Source organism: Flavobacterium orientale (assembly GCF_014638005.1).
Lineage (GTDB): Bacteria > Bacteroidota > Bacteroidia > Flavobacteriales > Flavobacteriaceae > Flavobacterium > Flavobacterium orientale.
The window spans coordinates 57754-81669 of record NZ_BMFG01000007.1 but is presented as its reverse complement, the minus strand read 5'-3'; the positions used below and the strand labels follow the sequence as shown (position 1 = coordinate 81669).

Genomic DNA, 23916 nt, shown 5'->3' with positions numbered 1-23916 from the left:
ATATAAAAAATCCCGTTTACAATCGTAAACGGGATTTTTTTATGAGGTTTTTTTTATTTTAATAAAGCTTCAAGCGGTTTAAGTTGATCCGATTGAATATCAGCTTTCTTAATTACTTCAATTAGCGTCATCAAATGTTCGGGTTTCATACTATTTCCAAGTATGCGAACAACAGCAAAACCCGCTTCTTTACTATTGCCATAAATTACAAATTCATCAATGGTATTTTCATTACCAACACTATAAATAGTGGCTCCACTACTGCCGGAACCTACTTTCATCAGTTGTTCGTATTTTTCCTGTTTCAGAATTTCAACAACTTTAGTTTTTTCTAAATTGTATTTTGTTTCTAGAGAATCCGATTTTTTAAAAGCTAATATGTTTAATTTATTTAACGATTGAAAAGCTTCTTTTTCGTTTTCTGAAAGCTCTTCAGGTTTAATATTTAACATGTTAGTGGCTAAATCAACCACTATAAAATCTGATGATTCTGAATTTTCTACAAAATATTTTTGTAATGTTGGTTCTGATTGGCAACTCCAAAGTAGAGTTGCCGTTAGTATCAGAACTAATATTTTTAAAACTTTCATGGCTTATTTTTTTCCTTTTGTTGATGCCTTTTTCAAATCATCACCTCCGGGTAAGTTCATTTTTTCGGTAAGTAAAGAAATGTCGTTTAAATCAAAATCACCTGTAAGTGATAATAAAACAGTTTCTTTATCTTTTGGACCACCTTCGATAAACATAAACAATTCTTTTACTTGTGTGTCTTTTGCTCCGGGTCTGAAATGAATTTTTACACTTTTGCCACCTTCAGTAATTCGCATTAATTCTTCTAAATTGCCGTTTTTAAGGTGCCGGTCGGTTGCCGTTTTCATTTCATTAGTAACCTTCGCATTTGAAGTAACAAATACTTTTAAATTGTCTAATTTTTTTACAAGACTCATGAATTGTTGAGCTTGTTTGTCTGATGCGTCCATTTTCATTTTACCCATCATTTCAAACATTTTTTTGTTTACAATAACGGCTGTGACGTTTTCATCATTTTCAAATTTGTCAAAAGCACTCTGACTGAATACTATCGTGCTGACAAGAAATAGGGTTAGGGTTGTTAGGAATTTTATCATGTTTTCTAGTTTTTAAAGATTAAATTTTTTGAATATTCATATTCGTTGATATAGTTTACACTTTCCATGCCATAATTGACATTTGACGCTAATAGCTCAAGTGCTTTCAAGGTTTCGGCATATGCGATTTCCGGATCATCAAATGTGCCTAAATCTTGAGAATCTGTAGCTTTTAAATTCCAAATTGTGGTTAAACTGGCAATTAAAATAAAAACTGCTGCAATTGAAATCCATTTTTTAAATGGTTTTTTAGATTTTAAAACAGTTTTGTTCGGAGCGGTTTCCTCTTTAGCTAGTTGTAAATAGCTAAACAATGGTTGAAATTGTTTCAGTTCATCAGCTACATTTTCTTGAGAGAAATAGTTTTTTAATACCATTTCTTCCTCCAATGAAGTTGTTCCTTCAAAGTATTTATCTATTAATTGTTCAATTTTTTGCCAGTCCATAATGGTGGGTATTTGTAATTTTTTCTCTAATAATTTTTCGTGCTCTCGACAATGCTACTCGCACTGCGGTTTCATTCATTTCCAGAATTGATGCAATTTCTTCAAATTCACAATTTTCAATATCACGCATTTGAATGATAATTTTTTGTTGTTCCGGCAGGTCATTGATGATTTTTTCTACCCAACTTAAGGTGTCCTGATCTTCAATTCTTTGCTGTAATCCGGCTTCTCTATCGGTATAATTGTTGTGCACAATTTTTAAATTTGAAGCCCGTTTTGATTTTAACTGATCCAAACAATAATTTTTAGTGATTGTCATGGCCATAGCTTCAATACTATTGAATTGTTTCAACTCTTGATTTTTATTCCATAATTTTACCAGAACTTCTTGCGTGGCATCTTCTGCTTCTTCGGTGCTAACCAATAGCCTTTTTGCAAGACGAAACATTTTGTCTTTAAAAGGTTGAATGATACTAACGAACTCATTTTGGTTCATGTTTTTCCTATTGGTTATATAGTCAAGACGATTGATACTTTTTTTTGTTACAAATAAATTCAAAATAAAACTAAAGTTGCTAAATTTACGTTTCTAAAAATAAAAGCTATGAATAATTTTTTAAAATCAATTTTACTGGTATGTGCATTTGCATTACTATTATTTTCCTGTGAAGATAAGGATGATGTTTCACAAGTGCCCTCCAATTTAAGAGTAAATGACTTTATTTGGAAAGGTTTGAATCTCTATTATTATTGGCAAGCCGATTCGCCTGATTTAGCCGATGATCGATTCGCTACACAATCGCAGTTGAATAGTTTCTTATCTGAATATTCACAACCGGAAGCCTTGTTTGAACACCTAAAAGTGGCTCCAACCATCGATCGATTTAGTGTTATCTATAGTGACTATAGAGTTTTAGAAGGTTTGCTTCAAGGAAGTTCTAAAAATAATGGAGTCGATTATGGATTGCGTTTAAAGTCAGGAAGCACAACGGAAGTTTTTGGATGGGTTCGTTATATTTTACCAAATTCTGATGCCTCTTCAAAACCAATTCAAAGAGGAGATATATTTTATGCGGTTGACGGAACGCCTTTAACAACTTCCAATTTTAGAGAACTTTTGGATCAAGATACCTATACTTTAAATTTGGCAGATTTTGATAATGGTACCATTACACCAAACAATCAATCCGTTACTTTGACTAAATCAGAGTATTCAGAAAATCCGGTTTATTTTACAAATGTCTATGAAATAGGAGAGAAAAAAATCGGTTATTTAGTGTATAACGGATTCTTTTCCAATTTTGAAGCACAGTTAAATCAAGCGTTTGGACAGTTTGCTTCACAGGGAGTTACACATTTGGTTTTAGATTTACGTTATAATTCCGGAGGATCTGTTACAACAGCAACTCGATTGGCCAGTATGATAACGGGACAATTTAGCGGTCAAGTTTTTGCTAAGCAAGAATGGAATCAAAAAGTAGAAGATTATTTCAATGAAAATGATCCTGAAGCTTTGTTAAACAAATTTACAACATCAATTGGTTCTGGTGCAGCAATAAACAGTTTGAATTTGAACAAAGTGTATGTTTTAACCACAAAAAGTTCGGCTTCAGCTAGTGAATTATTGATTAATGGTTTAAAGCCTTACATTGATGTAATTCAAATAGGCGATGTAACCACCGGAAAAAATGTGGGTTCAGTTACACTGTATGATTCGCCTAATTTTGGCACTCAAAATAGAAATCCGAGTCATCGTTATGCGATGCAACCTATTGTTTTAAAAATTGTTGATAAAAATGGATTTGGAGATTATCAAGATGGCTTGAATCCAACAATTCCTTTGGAAGAAGATTTTGCTGATTTAGGCGTTTTAGGAAATAGTGACGAACCACTTTTGAGTACCGCTTTGGGTTATATTTCTGCAAACGGAAGAATGATTCGACAACAACCCGAAAGAACATTCAAGTATTTTAAAGATGTAAAGCAAATGAAACCTTTTGGCACCGAAATGTATTTGGATGAAGTTCCCGAAGGATTGATTGAATTGCTAAAATAAAAAGTTAGGGCTTGAATTTTTTCAAGCCCTTTTTTGTTTTTAGAATAAAAAAGTAAAACCCAGTTGGGCATTTCTACCTCGGGTGTTGTAACCAATTGTTTCTACAAATTCTTCATTTAAAATATTGTTAACCGCTCCAAAAACCGTTAATCGGTTTTTCAATACATCATACTTTGCTAATCCATTAACCAATTGATAGGAGCCTAAATGTACCGAAGTTGTAGCAAAAGTTCCACCATCAAAAAAAGCATCTCTTCTTCCGTCAACATACTGATAGTTTATACTTAATAATGTTCTATCATTAGCTCTAAAATCCAAAGCCAAATTTCCTTTGTGTTTTGGAATCAATCGATTCAATTCTTCAGGAATATCCGTAAACGAATAATTTCCGTTTAATTTCAGTTTAGAGGTAATGTTGTAACTCAACGTAGTTTCAATTCCGCGAACATTATTTTCTCCTTCCAAATTCACATAATACGAATCAAAAGTGTTGGGATTAAAATAGAAACCAATCGAATGAGACTCTTCTCTGTAAAAACCCACCGCACTAAACGTGATTTTTTTGTTTACTAAAGTGGTTTCAAAACCAACTTCAGCTGTTGCATTTCCTTCCGGTGTCAACTCTAAATTTCCATAAGGTGAATAGAGTTGATACAAACTCGGAGTGATGTAAGCCGTGCTATACGAAGTAATAATCTTTAAAGGAAAATTTTTAAAGTGATAAGACGGATTAACATTGTAAACCAATTGATTATCATAAACCGAATGCAAATTCATTCGAGCTCCGGCATTAATGTTTAATCCAAAATTAGAATTATACACCGCCGTTACATAAGGATCAATTAAATTTAATTTAGCACTTTCTCGCTCAATCACATCAAAAGGGGTTTGTGTATTCATATCATGAAACTGAAATTGCGTCCCCACAATCAAAAAGAAATTTTTATGAAAGTTATATTTATTCATCGCATCCACACTCACGCTTCTTGAAGTATAAACATATTGGTCAATCGTACCTGAAAACGAACTAAATTCATCATAACTTCTTTCCAATAAAGTAAAACCGGAATTAACAATGAACTCACCTTTGTTGTACTTGTATTTCGGATTAAATCCAAACCGAAATTGCTCCGACAGCGAAACATTTTCCAACACATCCGGACTGCTGAAATTATCAAACGGACCATCATAATCGGTTTTCATTCGGTCGTAATTACTAAAGAAATCTAACTTCAATTTTGAGGTAGCTTGAAAACCAATTTTAGCCAACGCATTCACTCTTGAAAAACGGTCTTCTTCAAAATTTTCTCCGGCTGCTTGCGAAATCCCTTTTGTTTCGGTGCTGTTTAGTGAAGCATAATAATCCATTTTGTCAACCGTTCCATTCAAACCAAAACCTTGATTAAAATCTTGCGGATTCGCTTTAAAACTTTCTGTTGTATTTTGCGTTCCAAAATGCATATACGCATTTCCGGAAATTGCTTTTTTTGCCGATTTTTTCAACGTAATATTAATCACACCCGAAGCCGCTCCTGTTCCATACAAAGTACTCGCTGCACCTTTCATAATCTCAATGCTTTCCACTTGTTCCGCAGGAAGCAATCGCAAATCATACTCAAAATTAATCCCCGAAGCATCCGTCATCGGAATACCATCAATCACAATCAAAACCTGGCGATTTCGTCCACCACGAATAAAATAACTCAAGTTTTTTCCATTCGCACTCTGGTTTCCATTGACTTCCAAACCAACGGCTTGACTCAAAATCGTTGCGACTGATTGTCCACTGTTTCGCTCCAAATCTTTTGCTGAAATTTTTTCAATAATTTTACCTGATTTTTCTTTGGACTGTTCAAATTTGGTGTCCGAAATCACGACCTCACTCAACTCAATCGTGTCTTGTTCTTGTTGTGCAAAAGCACACATTCCCCATAACGCTAAAATAGCGGTACAGTAGCTGAATTTTTGATTCATTTTAATTAAAAAATAATTTACTAAAATGGGAGAAAAGTATAGAATTTACCCATACCCAAACCTTTTTTCCCGAAAGTTTGTTACTCGTGAATAAGGCAGGTCTCCTGGCTTGCGTCTTGTTGTTGGCCTTCTCATTCGCCTAGGCGAACAATGGCTTTGAAGATAACAACAAGCTAAATAGCTCACAGTTGCGGGTACAGCTCAGGATTTAGATTGGAGTAATTTGTTTTCTGTTAACTGAAAACTGACAACTGCCAACTTTTTCACCTGATTCCCTTTTAATGCTCGGCTTAATAAAAGCGTTGCAACCAAAATTCGATGCGAAAGTAAACATTTTTAAGTAAACAATTCATAAAATTTTTTAGAAACTGTTCCGGCTTTCCGTTCCAAGTCCTCACTAAAAAAACTTATTATCATTCGTCTTTTTTCTTATTCATCTTGATCCACAACCAAATAAAACCAACTACAAAGTGAAGGAGAATAATTCCACCAACGATATACATAAACAAATTTGAATCTCGCATTTTATTTTTTATGTAAAAGTAAAAAGTCAATTTTTTTCTGAAGATAACATTTGTTACAAACCGTTACCTTTGCAAAAAAGCATTCCATGAAAAAATACCTTTTACTTTCTATAGTTTCTTTTTTATTCCTTTCCTGTCAACAAAAGCAGAAAAATAGTCAAGAAAATAATTCTCCCGAAAATTACATTCGTTATGCTAGCGGACTTTCCATTCAAAAATATGCTGATTTTTCAATTGTAACCGTTTCCAATCCTTGGCCAACAGCCGATAAAAATTACACCTACATTTTACACAAACAATCAGCCAAAATTCCGGATAGTTTACAAAAATATTCAGCTATTCAAGTTCCCATAAAATCAATTGTAGTCACATCAACCACACACATTCCGGCATTAGAATTGTTAGAAGTTGAAAACAAATTAGTCGGATTTCCAAACACAGATTATATTTCCTCAGAAAAAACCAGAGCCTTAATCGAAACCGGAAAAGTACGCGAAATCGGAACCAACCAAAGTTTAAACACCGAAGTTTTACTCGATATGCAACCCGACGTAATCATCGGTTTTGGCGTAGATGGTGAAAAGAAAGCCTATGACAATTTGCAACAAAACGGACTAAAAATTCTCTACAACGGCGATTGGACAGAACAACATCCACTCGGTCGTTCCGAATGGATTCAACTTTTTGGTGTTTTATTTGGTTTAGAAGTAAAAGCAGATCAAGTTTTCAAAACCATCGAAAACGATTATTTGGAAGCCATTGCATTAGCCAAAAAAGCCACTTCAAAACCAACCATTTTGAGTGGAGCCATTTACCAAGATCAATGGTATTTACCACAAGGAAAAAGTTGGGCAGCACAATTTCTAGACAATGCAAATGCCAATTATCTGTGGAAAGACTCCGAAGGAACCGGTAGTTTATCCTTATCGTTTGAAACCGTTCTCGAAAAAGCCCAAGATGCCGATTTTTGGATTGGCCCCGGACAATTTACTTCTTTTGAAGAGCTTGAAAAAGCCAATCCAAACTACAAACATTTTAAAGCAGTACAAAACAAAAATGTCTATTCGTTTAGTTCCAAAAAAGGAAAAAACGGAGGCGTAATTTATTATGAATTAGCGTCTAATCGTCCTGATTTAGTGCTCAAAGATTTAATCAAAATTCTTCATCCGGAATTATTACCGGAGTATGAATTGTATTTTTTTGAGAAATTGAAATGAATCAAAGAATACTATTTTAATTAAAGTCTTAGTATATTTACAACTTACTTAATGGTTTAAAAAATTGCCAACTCAAAAACATAAAATACTTTTTCTTTTCTTAACTTTCGCTTTAATCGGAACGTTTTTACTTAACCTTAGTTTAGGTTCAGTTTCTATTCCAACAAGTGAAATTTTTAATTCTTTTATTGGAAACGAAATCAAAAGTTCTTGGGAAATCATTCTGTGGAATTTTCGCCTTCCAAAAGCCATCACAGCCATTTTGGTGGGAATGGGATTATCGATTTCCGGGTTATTGATGCAGACGTTATTCAGAAATCCATTAGCCGGCCCTTACGTACTTGGACTAAGTTCAGGTTCAAGTCTGGGTGTCGCTTTTGTCATCATGGGAACCGGTTTTTTACCTAATTTTTTAGTTTCCGATTACGGAATTGTTTTGGCTTCTTCCATCGGAAGTTTTCTGGTTTTATTAGCCGTTTTGGTCGTTTCTCAAAAATTACGAGATACAATGGCTATTTTAATTGTCGGATTGATGTTTGGTAGTTTCACCAGTGCTATTGTCAGTGTGTTGAGTTATTTCAGCACTGCTCAAGAACTACAAAAATTCACCTTTTGGTCAATGGGAAGTTTGGCTAATTTACCGTGGAATTCCATTTTAATTTTAGCTATATGTTGTGGTTTGGGATTAGTGTTGAGTATTTTCAGCATCAAACCTTTGAATGCATTATTATTAGGAGAAAATTATGCTAAAAGTTTAGGTTTACACTTCAAAAAAACGCGTTTGATAATCATCTTTGCCACCAGTATTTTAGCCGGAAGCATCACCGCTTTTGCAGGACCAATCGCTTTTGTCGGATTGGCTGTTCCTCATTTAGCAAAATTGCTTTTTCAAACCAGCAATCATTTCATTCTATTTTGGAGCACATTACTAATTGGAGCCATTTTGATGTTGGCTTGCGACAGCATCGCCCAACTTCCCGGCAGCTATTATACTTTACCTATTAATGCCATAACTTCTATGGTTGGAGCACCAGTTGTGGTTTGGTTATTAGTTAGAAAACGTAAAATGATGATTTAAAAAAACCTTAGTACCTTAGCACCTCAGAACCTTAGTATCTCAAAAAAATGATTCTCCAAACCAAAAATCTCAACATCGGCTACTCTTCCAAAGGAGCTTCCAAAACGGTAGCTTCAGACGTTGCAATTAGTTTGGAGCCCGGAAAATTAATCGGTTTAGTAGGAGCCAACGGAATTGGGAAATCGACTTTGTTGCGAACGATTACCGGAATACAAAAACCACTTTCGGGAACCGTTTTATTAAACGAAAAATCAATCGAAGTTTTTGAACTATTAGCTTTAGCTCAACAAATCAGTGTTGTGTTAACCGAAAAATTACCACCCAGTAATTTAACCGTTTATGAATTAATTGCATTGGGAAGACAACCTTATACCAATTGGCTCGGAAAATTAACAGATGACGATAAAAGTAAAATTGATAAAGCCATCGAATTGACAGAAATCAATCATCTAATCCATCAAAAGCATTACGAAATCAGCGACGGACAATTGCAAAAAGTTTTAATAGCCAGAGCATTAGCTCAAGATACACCACTGATTGTTTTGGATGAACCCACTACGCATTTGGATTTACTTCACAAAGTATCCTTGTTTAAACTTTTGAAAAAATTAACTGCTGAAACCCAAAAATGCATTTTATTTTCCACACACGATATTGATTTAGCCATTCAATTGAGTGACGAAATGATTGTGATGGATGGCAAAACCGTCATACAAGATCAGCCTTGTAATTTAATTTCAAAGGGTGTTTTTTCTTCACTATTTAAAAATGAGCATATTCAGTTTGATGCAACTAAAGGAAAATTTGTAATCATTTAAAATTTAACCATTTCTTTACATTCGTTGAAGTAACATAATAAAGAGACAATCTACTAATTAATGAACTTAAAATGAGTAGATTATGGATGCTAAATTTTACAGATTTTTATACGGAGGTTTTGTTTTATTCGGATTGTATTATGCGATTTTTTCGCAAAACTACAGCGATGCTGGAATGATGTTAGGAATTGCGTTGGCCTTTGATCCTTTCAATCAATTACAACCTTTTAACGAACGACCAACTTGGCAAAAAGCGTGGTTGATGGTGCATTTAGTTTTAGTTTTTACTTTTTTCGGAATTGCTTTTTTGGGTTAAATTATTTCCCTTTCAACAAATTAATACTCACGGTTGCATAATCTGTATTTGGGAATTTATGAAATAATTTTGCGTCGGGTTGCAATCCCGCTTCCGCAGCAATTTTGTGTAAAACATCAATTTCCACAATGTATTGATCGGAAAATCCGTGTGTAGCATCATAAGCTGTTGCTGCTGTTTTGCCTAAATTTTTTGCTGTTGAGTCAGGTGAAATAGTATGCAATTCAATTAAAAGCAAACCGTATTTTGCCACAAAAGGGGACCATTTTTTCAAATGTTCTAATAAATTATCTTCCACATCATTATTTGTAATTCGCTCACCTCGAGAAGCAAAAGCTCCAGTTGATGAACTTAAGCGATTTGGTGTTTTCGTTTTCGGATTTTCCCAAATTCGGTTGTGGTCCAGAAAGGTTCGAACATTTAACAAATCATTTAATTGAATACCGTAATTTTCACTTAAATCTTTCGCTAATAAATCGGGTTGACCAATATCGCCCCAAATCACTTTCGCCCAGATATCAGCATTAATCAAATTGGCTCGTGTGACTTTCAACGCCGCTTGATTATAATCGGCACCGACCAAAAAAAGCGGATAATCATCCAACATTCTTCCTCGTAATGTTTGTCGATCAATGACTTCAAAAATATGCTGAATAAAGGCTCCATTGCCGCATCCCATATCCAAAATTCCTTTTGGTTGTTCCTCAATCGGACGGTTAAAAAGTTCAATTATAATTTCATCAACTACTTTAAAATAGGTTGCGTGAGCTCCGCCACTTCCCCAAACGTTCATTTCACGGTCCACGTGCAATTCATCTTCGCCTAAACCTACATTTCGCATCACATTTGGATTACCAAAAATCAATTCATCTACTTTTCGAAACATTGGTAAATAGGAAACCGTAACGCCATAAGCCGCTACTTTTTTGGCAAAAAATAATCCATCTTCCGTAAATTGATAAAATCCATTTTTTTCGGTAAACCAACCTAAATGGACAAAAAAGTTCAGAATTTGCGTAAAATGTTCCGGTTGTTTGTGAAATTCTTCCGGTTTAAAACTCGTTTCCATAAAATACTTATGAAACATACCGTTCATTCCCAATCGTACTAAAGTTGAACCCACTAAATTCCCTTCAATATGTCGTAAAACTTGTTTTTGAATGGAAAGTGTCGTTTCATCATCCGAAAAAGTGATTCCGAATTTGTTTTTATATTTTTCAAACAATGGTTTTAAACGTAAAAACGGTTCTTCCTGAAAAACCCGATTATGAAAATTTCCTGCAAATTTGGATAATTCCACCACATCTTTATACAACGGAAACAAATCAAATGCAATTTTACTTTTTGAATTTATCGAATAGGTAACTTCATTTGATTGGTTATCTACATTAAATTCAATAAAACCTTGCGAAGCCAAAACCCGCATCGCCACATTAAGATAACCTTCGTTGGATTTGAATTGCGTTGACAAATCTTTTAAAGAAACCGATTTTTCGGATAATAAGAAACTCAAAACACCTTTTTCCCATAAAGCATAAGCTACGGGAGCGGTTACTAATCCGTCTAAATGTTGAAAAAGCTGACTGCGGAGTAACGATTTGTCTTGCATAGTGAACCTATTTTTGTTAAAGATAAAAATTATTTCATTCAAATTGAAAGAGTTCTTTGGATATGCATTTTTCTTTTACGTATTTTTACTCTTCAAAAAATCATCGCCAAATGTCAGATATTATTCTTTTTACCATTGTATTTATTCTTGCTTTAGCCATCGGAATTTATATCGGAAAACTACTTTTCACAGCTCAATCCAAATCAGAAAAATCTAGTTTGGAAGAACGTGTGAATGGACTTTTATTACAAATTGACCAATTGAAAATTCGTTTTCAGGAAGAGCAAAACCAATTCTCAAAAAATTTAGAATTAGAAAGAAAAGACAAAGAAGAAATTCGTCGCGAAAAAGATTCTTTATCGATGCAATTGACCAAAAAAGAAGCCGATTTTGAAAACCTTTGGCAACGCAACAAAGAACAAAAACAAGAAGTAGAGGAGTTACAGGAAAAATTTACGAAAGAATTTGAAAATTTAGCCAATAAAATTCTCGAAGAAAAAACGGTAAAATTTACCGAGCAAAATAAAGAAAATTTAAAAAATATTTTATCGCCATTACAGGAAAAAATTCAGCATTTTGAAAAGAAAGTGGAAGATACGCATAAGGAAAGCATTGATTATCACGCTGCTCTTCGTCAGCAAATTGTTGGGTTGAAAGAAATGAATGAGCAAATGAGTAAAGAAACGCTCAATTTGACAAAAGCGTTGAAAGGCGACAGTAAAATGCAAGGAAATTGGGGCGAATTAATTTTGGAACGCGTTCTCGAAAAATCCGGTTTAGAAAAAGGTCGTGAATACCACGTTCAGCAAAGTTTTCAAACTGAAGAGGGCAGTCGTGTTTTTCCCGATGTCGTGATTAGTTTACCTGACGGAAAGAAAATGATAGTCGATTCAAAAGTTTCGCTGACGGCTTATGAACGTTATGCAAATGAAGAAGACGACTTGCAAAAAACAGTGTTTCTAAAAGAACACATCAATTCTATCAAACGTCACGTAGAACAATTGAGTGATAAAAATTACCACGATTTGTATCAAATGGAAAGTCCTGATTTTGTGTTACTTTTTATCCCGATTGAATCCGCTTTTGCGATTGCTTTGAATGATGATAATTCGTTGTATAACAAAGCATTTGAACGAAATATCATTATCGTTACACCAACAACTTTGTTAGCCACTTTACGAACCATCGACAGCATGTGGACTAATCAAAAGCAACAAGAAAATGCTTTAGAAATTGCTCGTCAGGCTGGAGCTTTGTATGATAAATTTGAAGGTTTTGTTTCCGATTTAATCAAAATCGGCAAAAAAATGGATGAAGCAAAAGTGGAATACGGAAATGCAATGGGGAAATTAGTAGAAGGTAAAGGGAATCTTGTGGGTAGCGTAGAGCGTCTGAGAAAAATGGGAGCCAAAGCCAAAAAAGCACTTCCTGAAACCATTTTAAAAAGAGCAGGCGAAGACTTTAGCAATGAAATTGAGAACTCTCGAGACATTTAATTCAATATAATTACCTTTCAACATTGATAACTTGCTAATAATCGAAATTTTTTGTTAAGACTCTTATTTTTTATTACATTTGGTTTGAATTTTGCAAAATGGCATGAAAAAGAATTTCCTATTAGTTTCACTACTTACTACTGTAATGGTGGTCATTGTATTCTCTTGTTCGTCAAACGATGATTATCAAGATGTTCCTGATTTAGAATCACCTGTTGTTTTAGATTTAGCTCAAGTACCTTATGCTACACTTTCTGAATATAAATTTTTTGAAGGTGACATCAAAAATCAGGAGCCTTCATTAGGTGTTTTACCATATGAACCTATTAGCTCTTTGTTTACAGATTATGCTTTGAAAAAGCGTTTTGTATGGATGCCAAAAAACACTAAGGCAACTTATAGTTCTGATGGAGAAATATTAGATTTTCCTACTGGTTCTGTTTTAATAAAGAATTTTTATTACGACAATGTTCAACCGGGAAATGGTCGTCGTATCATTGAAACCCGACTGTTAGTCAAAAAAGAGTCCGGATGGATTTTTGCTGAATATGTTTGGAATGCTGATCAAACTGAGGCATCACTTCAAATGGAGGGAAGTTATACACCCGTATCATGGAAAGATGAAGCCGGTATCACTCAAAATGTGAATTACAGAATTCCTTCTGAAGTAGAATGTTTAATCTGTCATAAATCATTGCAAACGGCTATTCCAATTGGGCCAAAACCTCAAAACCTGAATAGTTTATACACTTTCAAAGAAGGCTCAAAAAATCAATTGTCAAAATGGATTGAAATGGGTTATTTGGATGCATCCATTCCTTCAAACATAGCAACCGTTGTTAATTATAAAGATGCTTCAAAGCCTTTAGATTTGAGAGTAAGATCTTATATCGATATCAATTGTGCTCATTGTCATCAACAAAATAGTCATTGTGATTACAGACCTATGCGTTTTGCTTTTAGCGAATCGTCTAATCCGGTTAATATGGGAATTTGTGTTCCACCGGATGAAAATATAAATGATATTATGTCTTTTATTGTTACACCAAATAATATTGAAAGATCAGTTCTGCACTTTAGAATGAACACTACAGATGAAGCATTGCGAATGCCAATTGTCGGTAGATCTGTCATTCATAAAGAAGGTGTTGAATTAATTGAACAATGGATAGAAACATTGAACCCATGTAATTAAATTTAATTAAATGAAAAAAAATTACTTTTTCCTGTTAGTATTCTTTTTTACAGCCGGAATTACAAAAGCACAGAGTTCTTGTGCAACTGCTTTAGAAATTACTTCCGGGTCTCATATTATGGGTCTTGTGAATGGGACTGGCCCAACAGTATATTGTACAACTTCTGGTACTGCTACTGCTGCTTTGTGGTATAGTTATACTCCGGATGAAGATTTAAGCGTAACTGTAACTACTGATTTACCCATAAATAATGGAAAAGATACCCGTTTTAATGTTTATTCAGGTACTTGTGCTTCGTTGGTTTGTGTGGCTGGAGATGATGACAGTGGCTCAGGTTTTTTGTCTGTGGCCACGTTTGCCGTTACAGCTGGTACAACTTACACCATTGCATTTGATAACCGTTGGGGAGCATTAGCCAACAACATCACTTTTCAGTTGATTGAGAATGCAGCTCCTGAACCTGAAATTCCTGTAACACAAATCGCTGTACCAATTAGTTTTACAACTCAAGTGGTTTCTATTGCAGGAACCTATAAAAATGGCGTTGTTGATATGAATGGTGATAAATTGGACGATATTGTTTCAGTAGGATCAGCTAATGTTCACATTCAATATCAAAATGTTGGAGGTGGATTTACAGTTGTAAATATTCCAACACCAACTGCAGAAAATTTACCTTCGTGGAGTTTAGCAGCCGGTGATTTTGATGGTAACGGAAGAACCGATTTATTATATGGTGGAGGCAGTGGCGTTACTTTTATGAAAGCTAATGCTGATGGAACTGCTTTTGAAAAAATAACATTTCCTCAATATGTATTTTCGCAACGCACTAATTTTGTGGATATCAATAACGACGGGCATTTGGATGCTTTTGTATGTCATGATGTGGCTCCAAACGTTTACTACTTAAATGATGGAAACGGAAATTTAGTTTTCAATCAAGGCGGTTTAGGAAATGTTGCCGATGGAGGGAATTATGGATCTATTTGGGTTGATTATGATAATGATTCTCAAGTTGATTTATTCATAGCAAAATGTAGAGGTGCGGGATCTCCGGCTTCTATTGACGAATTGCACAAGAAAAACGGAAGTGGTGTTTATACTAATGTTGCCGCTGCAGCTAATATGGCTAGCGGTGTTCAAACGTGGTCTTCAGCTTGGGGCGATTTTGATAATGATGGTTATATGGATGCTTTAGTTGGAGCGAGTTCATTTACTGCCGGCGGACACCGTTTGATGCGAAATAATGGAAACGGAACATTTGCCGATGTAACCCCTAATTCAGGGTTTCATAATTTTAATGGAGTTAGTACAGAATATGTAGCACAAGATTTTAATAACGATGGTTTTATTGATGTGTTTTGTGGTGCAAGTAACACGATTATGTATAATAACGGGAACATGACATTTTCACCTGTAGCTACCGGATTTTCTGCGGGTGCTTTAGGCGATTTAAACAACGATGGTTTTATTGATGTTATGAACGGAAACAACCTTCGTATCAATAATGGAAATGCTAATAAATGGATAAAAATCACGTTAGACGGCATTTTAAGTAATAAACAAGGAATTGGAGCTCGTGTTGAAATTTACGGAGCTTGGGGAAAACAAATTCGTGACATCAGAAGTGGAGATGGTTTTCGTTATATGAATTCGTTAAATGCTCATTTTGGAATCGGTACTGCAACAGCAATTACGCAAGTTATCATAAGATGGCCCTCGGGAGTTGTTGATACCATTATGAATCCGGCCACTAACCAAGTGTTGAATGTAGTTGAAGGAGCTACTTTGAATGTAAATGAAATCAATACAACTGAGTTTATAATTTATCCCAATCCGGTTTCTGATAGGTTAACAGTTCAATCCTCTTTAGACAAATCAATTGCAAGAATTGAATTGTTTGATTTGAATGGGAAATCAGTATTGAAACCAACTTTAAATTCAGATTCGGTATCTTTAGGAAGTCTTGCTAATGGTACGTATTTGATAACCATTACAGATAGTGATGGAAATAAAACAACTCAAAAAATCATTAAAAAATAACAATTTTCTGAATTACAAATTAGCAAAGCCTTCTTTTCAGAAGGCTTTTTAGTACCTTTGAATTTCAAATTGGCTAACTTATGAACTACATACTTTTTGACGGACCGGTTCGCAATGCACTTTTACCGTTTACATTTACACGTCCGGTGGCAGATATTCGTATCGGAATTTTAACCATTCGCGAAAAATGGGAGAAATATTTAGGCTATACCACCACAACCATCACCGAAGATTATTTGTCTGAAAAATATCCAATGGTTGAAATGGAAGAGAATATTTTAATCAATGCTTCTTTTCTTCCTAATGAAGTTTTAGTAGAAATGATAAAAAGTTTAGAAAAAAATCAAGCCATTTTTAAAGGCGATGAAGTGGTTGCTTTCTATACCAATGATACCCAAGAAGAAGTAGATTTTGATACGTATGAAATCATCGATTATAACGAAGAAGGTTTACGGATTGAATACACTTGGGATATTTTTGCTAAGAATGATGCCGCCATCCGTGAAGATTTTGAATTGTTAACCGAAGATAGAATTTCGCAACCCATTCCTAAAAGTGTCAACGTTATCAATCCTGAAAATATATTTATTGAAAAAGGGGCAAAGCTTGAATTTGTTACTTTAAATGCTTCAACCGGACCCATTTATATCGGTTATAATTCCGAAATCATGGAAGGTTCTGTTATTCGTGGTCCTTTTGCCTTATGCGAAGAAGCTCAAGTAAAATTAGCTACAAAAGTCTATGGAGCCACCACCGTTGGACCTCATAGTAGAATTGGTGGGGAAGTTAATAACTCCGTGTTGTTTGGTTATTCTAACAAAGGACACGATGGATTCTTAGGAAATTCCGTTTTGGGCGAATGGTGTAATATTGGTGCCGATTCCAACAATTCCAATTTAAAAAACAATTACGAGGAAGTGCGTTTGTGGAGTTATGAAACCGAAGGTTTTGCCAAAACCGGCTTGCAGTTTTGCGGACTCATGATGGGCGATCACAGTAAATGTGGCATCAACACGATGTTTAACACCGGAACGGTTGTAGGTGTTTCAACCAACATTTTTGGTAGCGGATTTCCAAGAAATTTTGTGCCGAGTTTCAGTTGGGGTGGAGCAGCAGGTTTTTCAACTTATATCACTAAAAAAGCCTTTGAAACTGCTCGAATAGTCATGTCTCGCCGTCATGTAGAATTTACAGAAGAAGATGCTAGGATTTTAGAACATGTGTTTGAGGAAACGAAGAAGTGGAGGAAGGAATAAGGGTTTAACCGCAAAGGACACAAAGATTTACGCAAAGTTCGCAAAGTAATTTTTTAAATTTAAAATGATATTTTGAAAAAGATATTTTATCCTAAAATTTTATTGCCATCAATAAAATTGATTTTTATTACTGGATTTTTTTACTTTCTCTTTTTAGGTATCGTTAAATTCATTGATAAGCCAAAGTCACATATAGATTCAGGATTTATAATATCTGCAATAGTTTTTTCTTTGTTTATAGGTTATATAATTTTTCATTTAGGTTATTTTTTCTGTTTCTATTTTAAATATATTTCATTAACTGAAAATGAAATTTCAATTTTCGAATTGAATAAATTAAAGATAGCTAAATTTAATGTTGATGAAATTTTAGGATTTTCAAAATCAGAAGTTTATTTTGGAAGATATGCTTGGAAATCGAAATCACTTGTAATTTATTTTAAATCAGGTAAAACATCTGAAATACTTAGTAGTTTCGTTTCAGGAGTTGATGTTTTAGAAAAAGAATTAAAAAATAGAAAAGTGAAATATTTAGGATTTGAAGATTATAATACCGGGTGGTTTTTTCGTGAATATAAGTTCAATAAATAATATATTTCTTCTCGTTCTTCGCTTAAACTTTTGCGAACTTTGCGGTTAAAAAATTATTTTACTTTATAAAAAAATCCCTCAATCCATTTCCAATTGTGATTGAAAATATAAAGTACAATAAAAAGTACAATTATAAATAAAGTGACACTTCTAATTAGTTTTTTCTGTTCCGCTTTTCGTTCTGCTTGCATTTTCTCTCGGATGGATTCCAATAATTCAGGAGTTGCTTGAATGTGATCCACAAACTCAGACGTTTCGTTGGACGTGTTTTCCAAACGTTTTTGTTTGTCAATTCTATTGCGTTTGTTGTTTCGTAAACTTATTATTGCTTGAAGCATTGAACCACCTCCACCCATAGACCTCTTTTTTATTTCTAAATTTTTTAAAATTCTCTCGCAAAGTTTTCTTTGTGAACTTAGCGTAAACCTTTGCGAACTTTGCGGTTAAATCTTCTTAACCCTTTTTAAAGATAGCAAATTCAAGGGATTTATCCCCAAACCTTCCACATTTTTTCGTGTAAACCTCGCTACTTTATCATAAAAAAGTAAAATAACCGGAGCTTCCTCAATGATGATTTTATCCATTTGTTGATACAATGCAAATCGTTTGGCATCATCGGTTTCTAAAAATGCTTTTTCATACAAAGTATCAAATGCTGCATTTGAAAAATGCGTGTAATTCGGACCATTTGGAGCAAAATTCTTACTGTAAAAAAGTGATAAATAATTCTCCGCATCGGGATAATCGGCAATCCAACTGGCTCTAAAGAAGGTGACTTTTCCGGTTGCAATCGCTTGTCGTAATGTTGATGGCGGATTCACATCAATTTCTACATCCAAACCCATTTTTTGCCATTCACGTTGTAAAAATTCACCAATATCTATATAGGTTGGATTCGTACTTAAAACGATTTTTGGTTTTTTGATACCGGTTTCTTTGATATAATCAGCTACCAACGATTTGGCTTTTTCTGGTTCGAAGTCATAGCCTTTTTGGTTGTTAAAACTCGGCATTCCGCTTGGAATTATCCCACTTGTTGCGGGAATTCCCATATTGTTTCGAAGATGGGTAATCATCTTAGCTCGATCAAAACCATAATTCAACGCTTGACGAATGCGTTTGTCCAAAATCGTTTTATCCGAACCATCCATTCTAAAACCTAAATACTCCGTGTTGAGGTACGAACCACTAATCAAATTCACATCGTTGGCATATTTCGGTTGCAATTCGCCTTTTTGCGTCAGAATTTCATCTTTATACGAAGGATCTAATCCGGAAACAAAATCAATTTTTCCTTGAATAAATTCTAAAAAGCCACTTTGTTTATCGGGTAAAAATGTGATGGCAGCAGCTTCCAAATACGGCAATTGTTTTCCGTTTTCGTCTTTTTCAAAATAAATTGGGTTTCGTCTCAAAACTAATTTTACATTTTCTTCCCAAAATTTAAATTGAAACGGTCCGGTTCCAATGGGTTTGGTTCTGAAATCATAATTTGGACTTTCAATAATTTCCTTTGGTACCACCGACGCATATTTCATAGATAATAATCCCAAAAAAGCCGGAAAAGATTTGGCTAATTTTATTTCGAAAAGGGTGTCGTTTATTGCTTCAAAATTTTCTACATTTTGTAAAATCCATCCTCCTGGAGAAGCGATTTTTTCATCTTTTAATCGGTTCAAACTGTATTCAAAATCACTTGCTTTCACAGTTCGGGTTGAATCTTTCCCAAACAAATGATGCTTGTGAAAATAAACATCGTTACGAAGTATAAATTGATAGGTTTTTCCATCTTCCGAAATCGTCCAACGTTTGGCAATATCGGGTTGAATGTGCAAACTGTCATCCAACTGAACCAATCCGTTAAACAATTGATTGCAAGCCCAAATGATGTTTTGTGATTTGGAAAAAGCCGGATCTAAAGTGGCAATGTTCGCACTTTCATTGTATCTGAAAACGAGGTTGTCATTTGCTTCCGTTTTCTTCTTCCCACAGGAAATCAATACTATAAAAATGTAAAATAGTGATAGATAGCGAAGTAATGATTTCATTTTCCCGAATATTGTGTGTAAATTTGCACTCTTTTTAATAGGGTAAATATAAGTAAAGAAACCCTTTTTCCAATTTTAGGAAATGCAGAATATGACATCAAACCAAAAAAAGGTCGCTTTTTATACGTTAGGCTGTAAACTGAATTTTTCAGAAACATCAACTATTGCTCGAAATTTCCAACAAGAAGGTTTTGAACGCGTTGATTTTGAAGAAGTTGCTGATATTTATGTGATTAACACGTGTTCGGTTACGGATAATGCCGATAAACAATTCAAACAAATTGTAAAGAAAGCCTTGAAACACAATGACAAAGCGTTTATTGCTGCCGTTGGATGTTATGCTCAATTGAAACCCGAAGAATTGGCCGCTGTAGATGGTGTTGATTTAGTTTTAGGAGCCACCGAAAAATTCAAAATTACCGATTATCTCAATGATTTGAGTAAAAATGATATGGGCGAAGTGCATTCTTGCGAGATTGAAGAAGCCAATTTTTATGTCGGAAGTTACTCCATTGGCGATCGAACGCGTGCTTTTTTGAAAGTGCAAGACGGTTGCGATTACAAATGTACGTATTGCACGATTCCGCTTGCTCGTGGCATTTCACGAAGTGATGAATTGCAAAATGTGTTGAATAATGCAAAGGAAATTTCGCAACAAGGCATCAAAGAAATTGTGTTAACCGGAGTAAACATTGGTGATTATGGGAAAGGTGAATTTGGTAACAAAAAACACGAACATACTTTTTTAGAATTGGTTCAGGCTTTGGATGAAGTGGAAGGCATTGAACGTTTGCGAATTTCGTCTATCGAACCGAATTTGTTGAAAAATGAAACGATTGATTTTGTTTCAAAAAGCCGAACGTTTGTGCCACATTTTCATATTCCGTTGCAATCGGGGAGCAATGACATTTTAAAGAAAATGAAACGTCGTTATTTGCGTGAATTGTATATAGATCGCGTGAATAAAATCCGTGAAGTGATGCCCGATGCTTGCATTGGTGTGGATGTAATTGTAGGTTTCCCGGGAGAAACAGATGAGCATTTTTTAGAGACCTATCATTTTTTGAATGATTTGGACATTTCTTATTTGCACGTTTTCACCTACTCTGAAAGAGATAATACTGAAGCAGCTGAAATGGAAAATGTGATTCCGGCCAATGTTCGCTCCAAAAGAAGTAAAATGCTTCGAGGATTATCTGTTAAGAAGAGAAGAGCATTCTACGAAAGTCAACTCGGAACTACTAGAACAGTTTTATTTGAAGCTGAAAATAAAGAAGGTTACATTCACGGTTTTACCGAAAATTATGTGAAAATAAAAACGCCTTGGAATCCGGAATTATCAAATACACTTCACGAAATCAAATTAACTAAGATTGATGAAGATGGTTCGGTTAGAATGGAGTTTGTGAGGGATGTTGTAGTTGTTTAATAATGATTTTTTATTTCTCAAAAATCGTCATTCTCCCATCAATAGAATAACTTGAAAACCCCATGTTTTTACTAATCCATTCCATGGTTTTGGGATGATAAAAGAACACGTGCGTTGGGTCATTTTTATAATACCACGTATCAAAATTATTTTTCTCGGAAAAGAAATCGGTTTTGCAGTATAATTTTCCTTCTGGTAAAAGCAAATCATATAATTTTTTGAATTCTTTGTACGGATGATGAAAGTGCTCAATCACTTCGCAACAAGCAATGTAATCGTATTTTTCTTTTAAAACTTCCGGATTATTGGCAAAAAATGGGTCATATTCAACAATTGAAAAACCTTCGTCCGTGAGCATTTTTGTAATTACCGGTCCGGTTCCGCTCCCAAAGTCTAATCCTTTGTGTTTTTTAGTAAAATCTTTTTTTATAGCATTGACAATTGGTGAAACAAATTCTTGATAACCTAGGTCGTTTACATCATTATTGTGTTGCTCATAGTGCTTTTGTTCTTCAGTTGCTGAAATATAATTTTTAGCATCTAAAAAAACAGAGAAACAATTAGTACAAAAATAATATTCTTTCGATTTTTGACTGTAAAAATGGTTGGCAGCAGCAGCACATAATGGACATTTCATAATTACAGTTTGATTCCCGGAGGCAGCAATTCTTTATAAACCGGATTTTTTCTGAAAAAATGAGCAATTTTTGGATGGGTTGGAACTACCTTAAATCGTTTTTCTTCTGCAAAGGCTAAAACTGTTTTTATAAATTCATTACAAATGTCTATTTCCAAATTTTCCGGATGGTGCAATTTTGTTAAAAATAATTTACGCTCTTGAATAGCATATTCCAGCACTAGCAAACCGTCTGGCGTCATTATTTCAAATTGTCTTAAGAGTTGATTGTCTTTAATTTCCATTGTATTTTTGGATTTAGGAAATTGATTTTATGTTGGTGCAAAGATACGTCTTTTTATTTTTTTAAAAAGTATATAAAGTGTTAATGTAGTGGATATACTAATTTAGTGCTAAATTAAAGGTGCATTCTTATCGGTATTACTATTAAAATTTTATTTTTATAACATAAATATTGTTTATGAAAAAAATCCCTGTTTATTTCATGCCGGGTCTAGCTGCCAGTACTTCAATTTTCGAACGAATTGAGTTGCCTGAAGACCAATTTGAAATTTATTTTTTAGAATGGCTTATCCCAAAAAAAAAGGAATCCCTTCCGGACTATGCACAACGGTTAGCGGAACAAATAAAACATGAAAATCCGGTATTGATAGGTGTTTCATTTGGAGGCGTTTTAGTTCAGGAAATGGCAAAAATCATGACAGTTCAAAAGTTAATAATAATTTCGAGTGTCAAAACATGTTTGGAATTTCCCCGACGTATGAAAGTAGCAAAAACAACAAAAGCCTATAAGTTGCTTCCAACAGGATTGGTTCAAAACATAGAAAGTTTGGCTAAATATGCTTTTGGAGATACAGTAACCCAACGTTTAAAATTGTATGAACGTTATTTGTCTGTTCGCGATAAATCCTATTTAGACTGGGCTATTGAAACAATAATTTTATGGGATAGAATTGATGTGGATCCGAATGTGATTCACATTCATGGCGATGCGGATGAAATATTCCCTATAAAATATATCAAAGATGCTATCGTTGTAAAAGGAGGAACACACATCATGATTTTGAATAAATTCAAATGGTTAAATGAAAATTTACCTAAAATAATTTTAAATGAATAAAAGTGGATAGATTTTTGTAGTTTTATAGTAACCTAAAAAAAAGCCCTATGAACCCTATTAAGAAAATTGTTATTGGAATCGTTTTGGTATGTACAACCGGACTTTTTGTTTATAGTACATCCAAAAAAGTAGTATTATTGGATAAAGTAGAAAGTTTTGTTTTGCCTTCAACCATTGATTTTGCTAACGAAAAAACACCATTACATATAGTTGATGTAAGAGAGCGTTTGGATAGAGAAATGGTGATAAACACCAATCTTCATTCTACAACTACGCTTATTTTGAAGAGAGCGAATCGTGTTTTTCCAATAATAGAACCTATTTTGGCAAAATATGGAATTCCCGATGATTTTAAATATTTAGCCGTAATTGAAAGCGGACTTGTTAACGTAGTTTCGCCTGCAGGAGCTAGAGGTGTTTGGCAATTTATGCCGCTAACTGCTAAAGAAAAAGGAATGGAAGTAAATGATTTAATTGATGAACGTTATCATTTAGAAAAATCTACTGAAGCAGCTTGTAAGTATCTTTTGGAAGCAAAAAATAAGTTTGGTTCATGGACTTTAGCTGCGGCCGCTTATAATGGTGGGATGGGAGGAATTAACAAACAAATTGAAAATCAAAAAGTTTCAGATTATTATGATTTGTTGTTAACCGAAGAAACTTCGCGATATGTTTTTCGAATTTTAGCCTTGAAAGAAATTATGAAAAACCCTGTAAAATATGGTTTTGATATTCCTACTGAGCAATTGTATCATCCAATCGAAACAAAAAAAATTGAAGTGGATTCAACGATTACCGATTTAGCCGTTTTTGCAAAAGGATTGGGAATTAACTATAAAATATTAAAATTGCATAATCCTTGGCTTAGAGATAAAAAATTGGACAATAAGGCAAAGAAATTGTATGTTTTAGAAATACCTACGGAAGGATATTAA

23 protein-coding genes and 1 riboswitch are annotated in these 23916 nt (G+C 34.2%); of the genes, 13 read left to right on the top strand and 10 right to left on the bottom strand.

All coding sequences use genetic code 11. From position 1 onward, the window contains the following. Positions 1-53: 53 nt before the first annotated feature. From IEV15_RS10105 to IEV15_RS10090, 4 genes are read right to left on the bottom strand one after another with little or no spacing between them, the layout of a single operon-like run. A complete protein-coding gene (locus IEV15_RS10105; RefSeq protein WP_188362401.1) occupies positions 54-590 on the bottom strand; it encodes a GFO_1091 family lipoprotein in 537 nt (178 codons plus the stop codon). 3 nt (positions 591-593) lie between these two features. Further along, entirely contained in the window at positions 594-1127 is a 534-nt protein-coding gene (locus IEV15_RS10100; RefSeq protein ID WP_188362400.1) for a GFO_1090 family protein, read from the bottom strand. A gap of 5 nt (positions 1128-1132) precedes the next feature. Beyond that, positions 1133-1573: a PG0215 family putative anti-sigma factor gene (locus IEV15_RS10095; protein ID WP_188362399.1), complete on the bottom strand. Its 441-nt coding sequence runs from the start codon at positions 1571-1573 to the stop codon at positions 1133-1135. Continuing rightward, positions 1554-2069 (bottom strand): GFO_1088 family ECF-type sigma factor, encoded by a 516-nt coding sequence (locus tag IEV15_RS10090; protein WP_188362398.1) that lies wholly within the window; start codon positions 2067-2069, stop codon positions 1554-1556. The genes IEV15_RS10095 and IEV15_RS10090 overlap by 20 nt, the downstream gene beginning before the upstream one ends. Before the next feature lie 108 nt (positions 2070-2177). Here IEV15_RS10090 and IEV15_RS10085 point away from each other — a divergent pair, with 108 nt between their 5' ends. Continuing rightward, the gene (locus tag IEV15_RS10085) at positions 2178-3629 is read left to right on the top strand and encodes a GFO_1087 family putative carboxy terminal peptidase (RefSeq protein ID WP_188362397.1); all 1452 of its coding nucleotides are present in this window, start codon (positions 2178-2180) and stop codon (positions 3627-3629) included. 39 nt (positions 3630-3668) lie between these two features. On the opposite strand, the gene IEV15_RS10080 is transcribed toward IEV15_RS10085, so the two are convergent. Continuing rightward, entirely contained in the window at positions 3669-5603 is a 1935-nt protein-coding gene (locus IEV15_RS10080) for a TonB-dependent receptor plug domain-containing protein (protein WP_188362396.1), read from the bottom strand. 77 nt (positions 5604-5680) lie between these two features. Then, positions 5681-5931, bottom strand: a riboswitch (cobalamin riboswitch). 282 nt (positions 5932-6213) lie between these two features. On the opposite strand from IEV15_RS10080, the gene IEV15_RS10075 reads away from it, so the two are divergent. The 4 genes from IEV15_RS10075 to IEV15_RS10060 all read left to right on the top strand — a co-directional run bounded on the left by IEV15_RS10075 (position 6214) and on the right by IEV15_RS10060 (position 9556). Then, complete coding sequence (locus IEV15_RS10075) at positions 6214-7344, top strand: ABC transporter substrate-binding protein (RefSeq protein WP_188362395.1); 1131 nt, start codon at positions 6214-6216, stop codon at positions 7342-7344. A gap of 64 nt (positions 7345-7408) precedes the next feature. Next, complete coding sequence (locus tag IEV15_RS10070) at positions 7409-8422, top strand: iron chelate uptake ABC transporter family permease subunit (RefSeq protein WP_188362394.1); 1014 nt, start codon at positions 7409-7411, stop codon at positions 8420-8422. A 47-nt stretch (positions 8423-8469) separates the two neighbouring features. After that, a complete protein-coding gene (locus IEV15_RS10065; protein WP_188362393.1) occupies positions 8470-9240 on the top strand; it encodes an ABC transporter ATP-binding protein in 771 nt (256 codons plus the stop codon). Between the two features lie 82 nt (positions 9241-9322). Next, positions 9323-9556, top strand: a complete 234-nt coding sequence (locus IEV15_RS10060; RefSeq protein ID WP_188362392.1) for a hypothetical protein — start codon at positions 9323-9325, stop codon at positions 9554-9556. A gap of 1 nt (position 9557) precedes the next feature. Here IEV15_RS10060 and IEV15_RS10055 read toward each other — a convergent pair whose 3' ends face one another. Further along, the gene (locus IEV15_RS10055; RefSeq protein WP_188362391.1) at positions 9558-11165 is read right to left on the bottom strand and encodes a class I SAM-dependent methyltransferase; all 1608 of its coding nucleotides are present in this window, start codon (positions 11163-11165) and stop codon (positions 9558-9560) included. Between the two features lie 110 nt (positions 11166-11275). Here IEV15_RS10055 and IEV15_RS10050 point away from each other — a divergent pair, with 110 nt between their 5' ends. The 5 genes from IEV15_RS10050 to IEV15_RS10030 all read left to right on the top strand — a co-directional run bounded on the left by IEV15_RS10050 (position 11276) and on the right by IEV15_RS10030 (position 17747). Further along, positions 11276-12661, top strand: coding sequence for a DNA recombination protein RmuC (locus IEV15_RS10050; RefSeq protein WP_188362390.1), 1386 nt, complete (start codon positions 11276-11278; stop codon positions 12659-12661). 103 nt (positions 12662-12764) lie between these two features. After that, the gene (locus IEV15_RS10045; RefSeq protein WP_188362389.1) at positions 12765-13856 is read left to right on the top strand and encodes a hypothetical protein; all 1092 of its coding nucleotides are present in this window, start codon (positions 12765-12767) and stop codon (positions 13854-13856) included. Between the two features lie 10 nt (positions 13857-13866). Then, a complete protein-coding gene (locus IEV15_RS10040; RefSeq protein WP_188362388.1) occupies positions 13867-15900 on the top strand; it encodes an FG-GAP-like repeat-containing protein in 2034 nt (677 codons plus the stop codon). Positions 15901-15980: 80 nt separating this feature from the next. Beyond that, on the top strand, positions 15981-17156 hold the full coding sequence (locus IEV15_RS10035) for a GlmU family protein (protein ID WP_188362387.1): 1176 nt from the start codon (positions 15981-15983) through the stop codon (positions 17154-17156). Between the two features lie 72 nt (positions 17157-17228). Further along, positions 17229-17747: a hypothetical protein gene (locus IEV15_RS10030; protein WP_188362386.1), complete on the top strand. Its 519-nt coding sequence runs from the start codon at positions 17229-17231 to the stop codon at positions 17745-17747. Between the two features lie 53 nt (positions 17748-17800). Here IEV15_RS10030 and IEV15_RS10025 read toward each other — a convergent pair whose 3' ends face one another. Both IEV15_RS10025 and IEV15_RS10020 read right to left on the bottom strand, forming a co-directional pair. Next, complete coding sequence (locus IEV15_RS10025; RefSeq protein ID WP_188362385.1) at positions 17801-18103, bottom strand: hypothetical protein; 303 nt, start codon at positions 18101-18103, stop codon at positions 17801-17803. A gap of 87 nt (positions 18104-18190) precedes the next feature. After that, entirely contained in the window at positions 18191-19795 is a 1605-nt protein-coding gene (locus tag IEV15_RS10020) for an ABC transporter substrate-binding protein (RefSeq protein WP_188362384.1), read from the bottom strand. A 91-nt stretch (positions 19796-19886) separates the two neighbouring features. Between IEV15_RS10020 and mtaB the strand changes: the two genes are divergently transcribed. Beyond that, complete coding sequence (gene mtaB / locus IEV15_RS10015; RefSeq protein ID WP_188362383.1) at positions 19887-21224, top strand: tRNA (N(6)-L-threonylcarbamoyladenosine(37)-C(2))-methylthiotransferase MtaB; 1338 nt, start codon at positions 19887-19889, stop codon at positions 21222-21224. 10 nt (positions 21225-21234) lie between these two features. Here mtaB and IEV15_RS10010 read toward each other — a convergent pair whose 3' ends face one another. Together IEV15_RS10010 and IEV15_RS10005 are read right to left on the bottom strand one after the other, a co-directional pair. Further along, the gene (locus IEV15_RS10010) at positions 21235-21861 is read right to left on the bottom strand and encodes a class I SAM-dependent methyltransferase (protein ID WP_188362382.1); all 627 of its coding nucleotides are present in this window, start codon (positions 21859-21861) and stop codon (positions 21235-21237) included. A gap of 2 nt (positions 21862-21863) precedes the next feature. Further along, a complete protein-coding gene (locus IEV15_RS10005) occupies positions 21864-22145 on the bottom strand; it encodes a GNAT family N-acetyltransferase (protein WP_188362381.1) in 282 nt (93 codons plus the stop codon). A gap of 176 nt (positions 22146-22321) precedes the next feature. Between IEV15_RS10005 and IEV15_RS10000 the strand changes: the two genes are divergently transcribed. Further along, positions 22322-22981: an alpha/beta fold hydrolase gene (locus IEV15_RS10000; RefSeq protein WP_188362380.1), complete on the top strand. Its 660-nt coding sequence runs from the start codon at positions 22322-22324 to the stop codon at positions 22979-22981. Positions 22982-23028: 47 nt separating this feature from the next. Continuing rightward, positions 23029-23916, top strand: coding sequence for a lytic transglycosylase domain-containing protein (locus IEV15_RS09995; protein ID WP_188362379.1), 888 nt, complete (start codon positions 23029-23031; stop codon positions 23914-23916).

What these genes read in the sequence shown, in the direction of transcription:
- IEV15_RS10105 (WP_188362401.1), bottom strand. Translation starts at nt 590, where the DNA reads ATGAAAGTTTTAAAAATATTAGTTCTGATACTAACGGCAACTCTACTT.
- IEV15_RS10100 (WP_188362400.1), bottom strand. Translation starts at nt 1,127, where the DNA reads ATGATAAAATTCCTAACAACCCTAACCCTATTTCTTGTCAGCACGATA.
- IEV15_RS10095 (WP_188362399.1), bottom strand. Translation starts at nt 1,573, where the DNA reads ATGGACTGGCAAAAAATTGAACAATTAATAGATAAATACTTTGAAGGA.
- IEV15_RS10090 (WP_188362398.1), bottom strand. Translation starts at nt 2,069, where the DNA reads ATGAACCAAAATGAGTTCGTTAGTATCATTCAACCTTTTAAAGACAAA.
- IEV15_RS10085 (WP_188362397.1), top strand. Translation starts at nt 2,178, where the DNA reads ATGAATAATTTTTTAAAATCAATTTTACTGGTATGTGCATTTGCATTA.
- IEV15_RS10080 (WP_188362396.1), bottom strand. Translation starts at nt 5,603, where the DNA reads ATGAATCAAAAATTCAGCTACTGTACCGCTATTTTAGCGTTATGGGGA.
- IEV15_RS10075 (WP_188362395.1), top strand. Translation starts at nt 6,214, where the DNA reads ATGAAAAAATACCTTTTACTTTCTATAGTTTCTTTTTTATTCCTTTCC.
- IEV15_RS10065 (WP_188362393.1), top strand. Translation starts at nt 8,470, where the DNA reads ATGATTCTCCAAACCAAAAATCTCAACATCGGCTACTCTTCCAAAGGA.
- IEV15_RS10060 (WP_188362392.1), top strand. Translation starts at nt 9,323, where the DNA reads ATGGATGCTAAATTTTACAGATTTTTATACGGAGGTTTTGTTTTATTC.
- IEV15_RS10055 (WP_188362391.1), bottom strand. Translation starts at nt 11,165, where the DNA reads ATGCAAGACAAATCGTTACTCCGCAGTCAGCTTTTTCAACATTTAGAC.
- IEV15_RS10050 (WP_188362390.1), top strand. Translation starts at nt 11,276, where the DNA reads ATGTCAGATATTATTCTTTTTACCATTGTATTTATTCTTGCTTTAGCC.
- IEV15_RS10045 (WP_188362389.1), top strand. Translation starts at nt 12,765, where the DNA reads ATGAAAAAGAATTTCCTATTAGTTTCACTACTTACTACTGTAATGGTG.
- IEV15_RS10040 (WP_188362388.1), top strand. Translation starts at nt 13,867, where the DNA reads ATGAAAAAAAATTACTTTTTCCTGTTAGTATTCTTTTTTACAGCCGGA.
- IEV15_RS10035 (WP_188362387.1), top strand. Translation starts at nt 15,981, where the DNA reads ATGAACTACATACTTTTTGACGGACCGGTTCGCAATGCACTTTTACCG.
- IEV15_RS10025 (WP_188362385.1), bottom strand. Translation starts at nt 18,103, where the DNA reads ATGGGTGGAGGTGGTTCAATGCTTCAAGCAATAATAAGTTTACGAAAC.
- IEV15_RS10020 (WP_188362384.1), bottom strand. Translation starts at nt 19,795, where the DNA reads ATGAAATCATTACTTCGCTATCTATCACTATTTTACATTTTTATAGTA.
- mtaB (WP_188362383.1), top strand. Translation starts at nt 19,887, where the DNA reads ATGACATCAAACCAAAAAAAGGTCGCTTTTTATACGTTAGGCTGTAAA.
- IEV15_RS10010 (WP_188362382.1), bottom strand. Translation starts at nt 21,861, where the DNA reads ATGAAATGTCCATTATGTGCTGCTGCTGCCAACCATTTTTACAGTCAA.
- IEV15_RS10005 (WP_188362381.1), bottom strand. Translation starts at nt 22,145, where the DNA reads ATGGAAATTAAAGACAATCAACTCTTAAGACAATTTGAAATAATGACG.
- IEV15_RS10000 (WP_188362380.1), top strand. Translation starts at nt 22,322, where the DNA reads ATGAAAAAAATCCCTGTTTATTTCATGCCGGGTCTAGCTGCCAGTACT.
- IEV15_RS09995 (WP_188362379.1), top strand. Translation starts at nt 23,029, where the DNA reads ATGAACCCTATTAAGAAAATTGTTATTGGAATCGTTTTGGTATGTACA.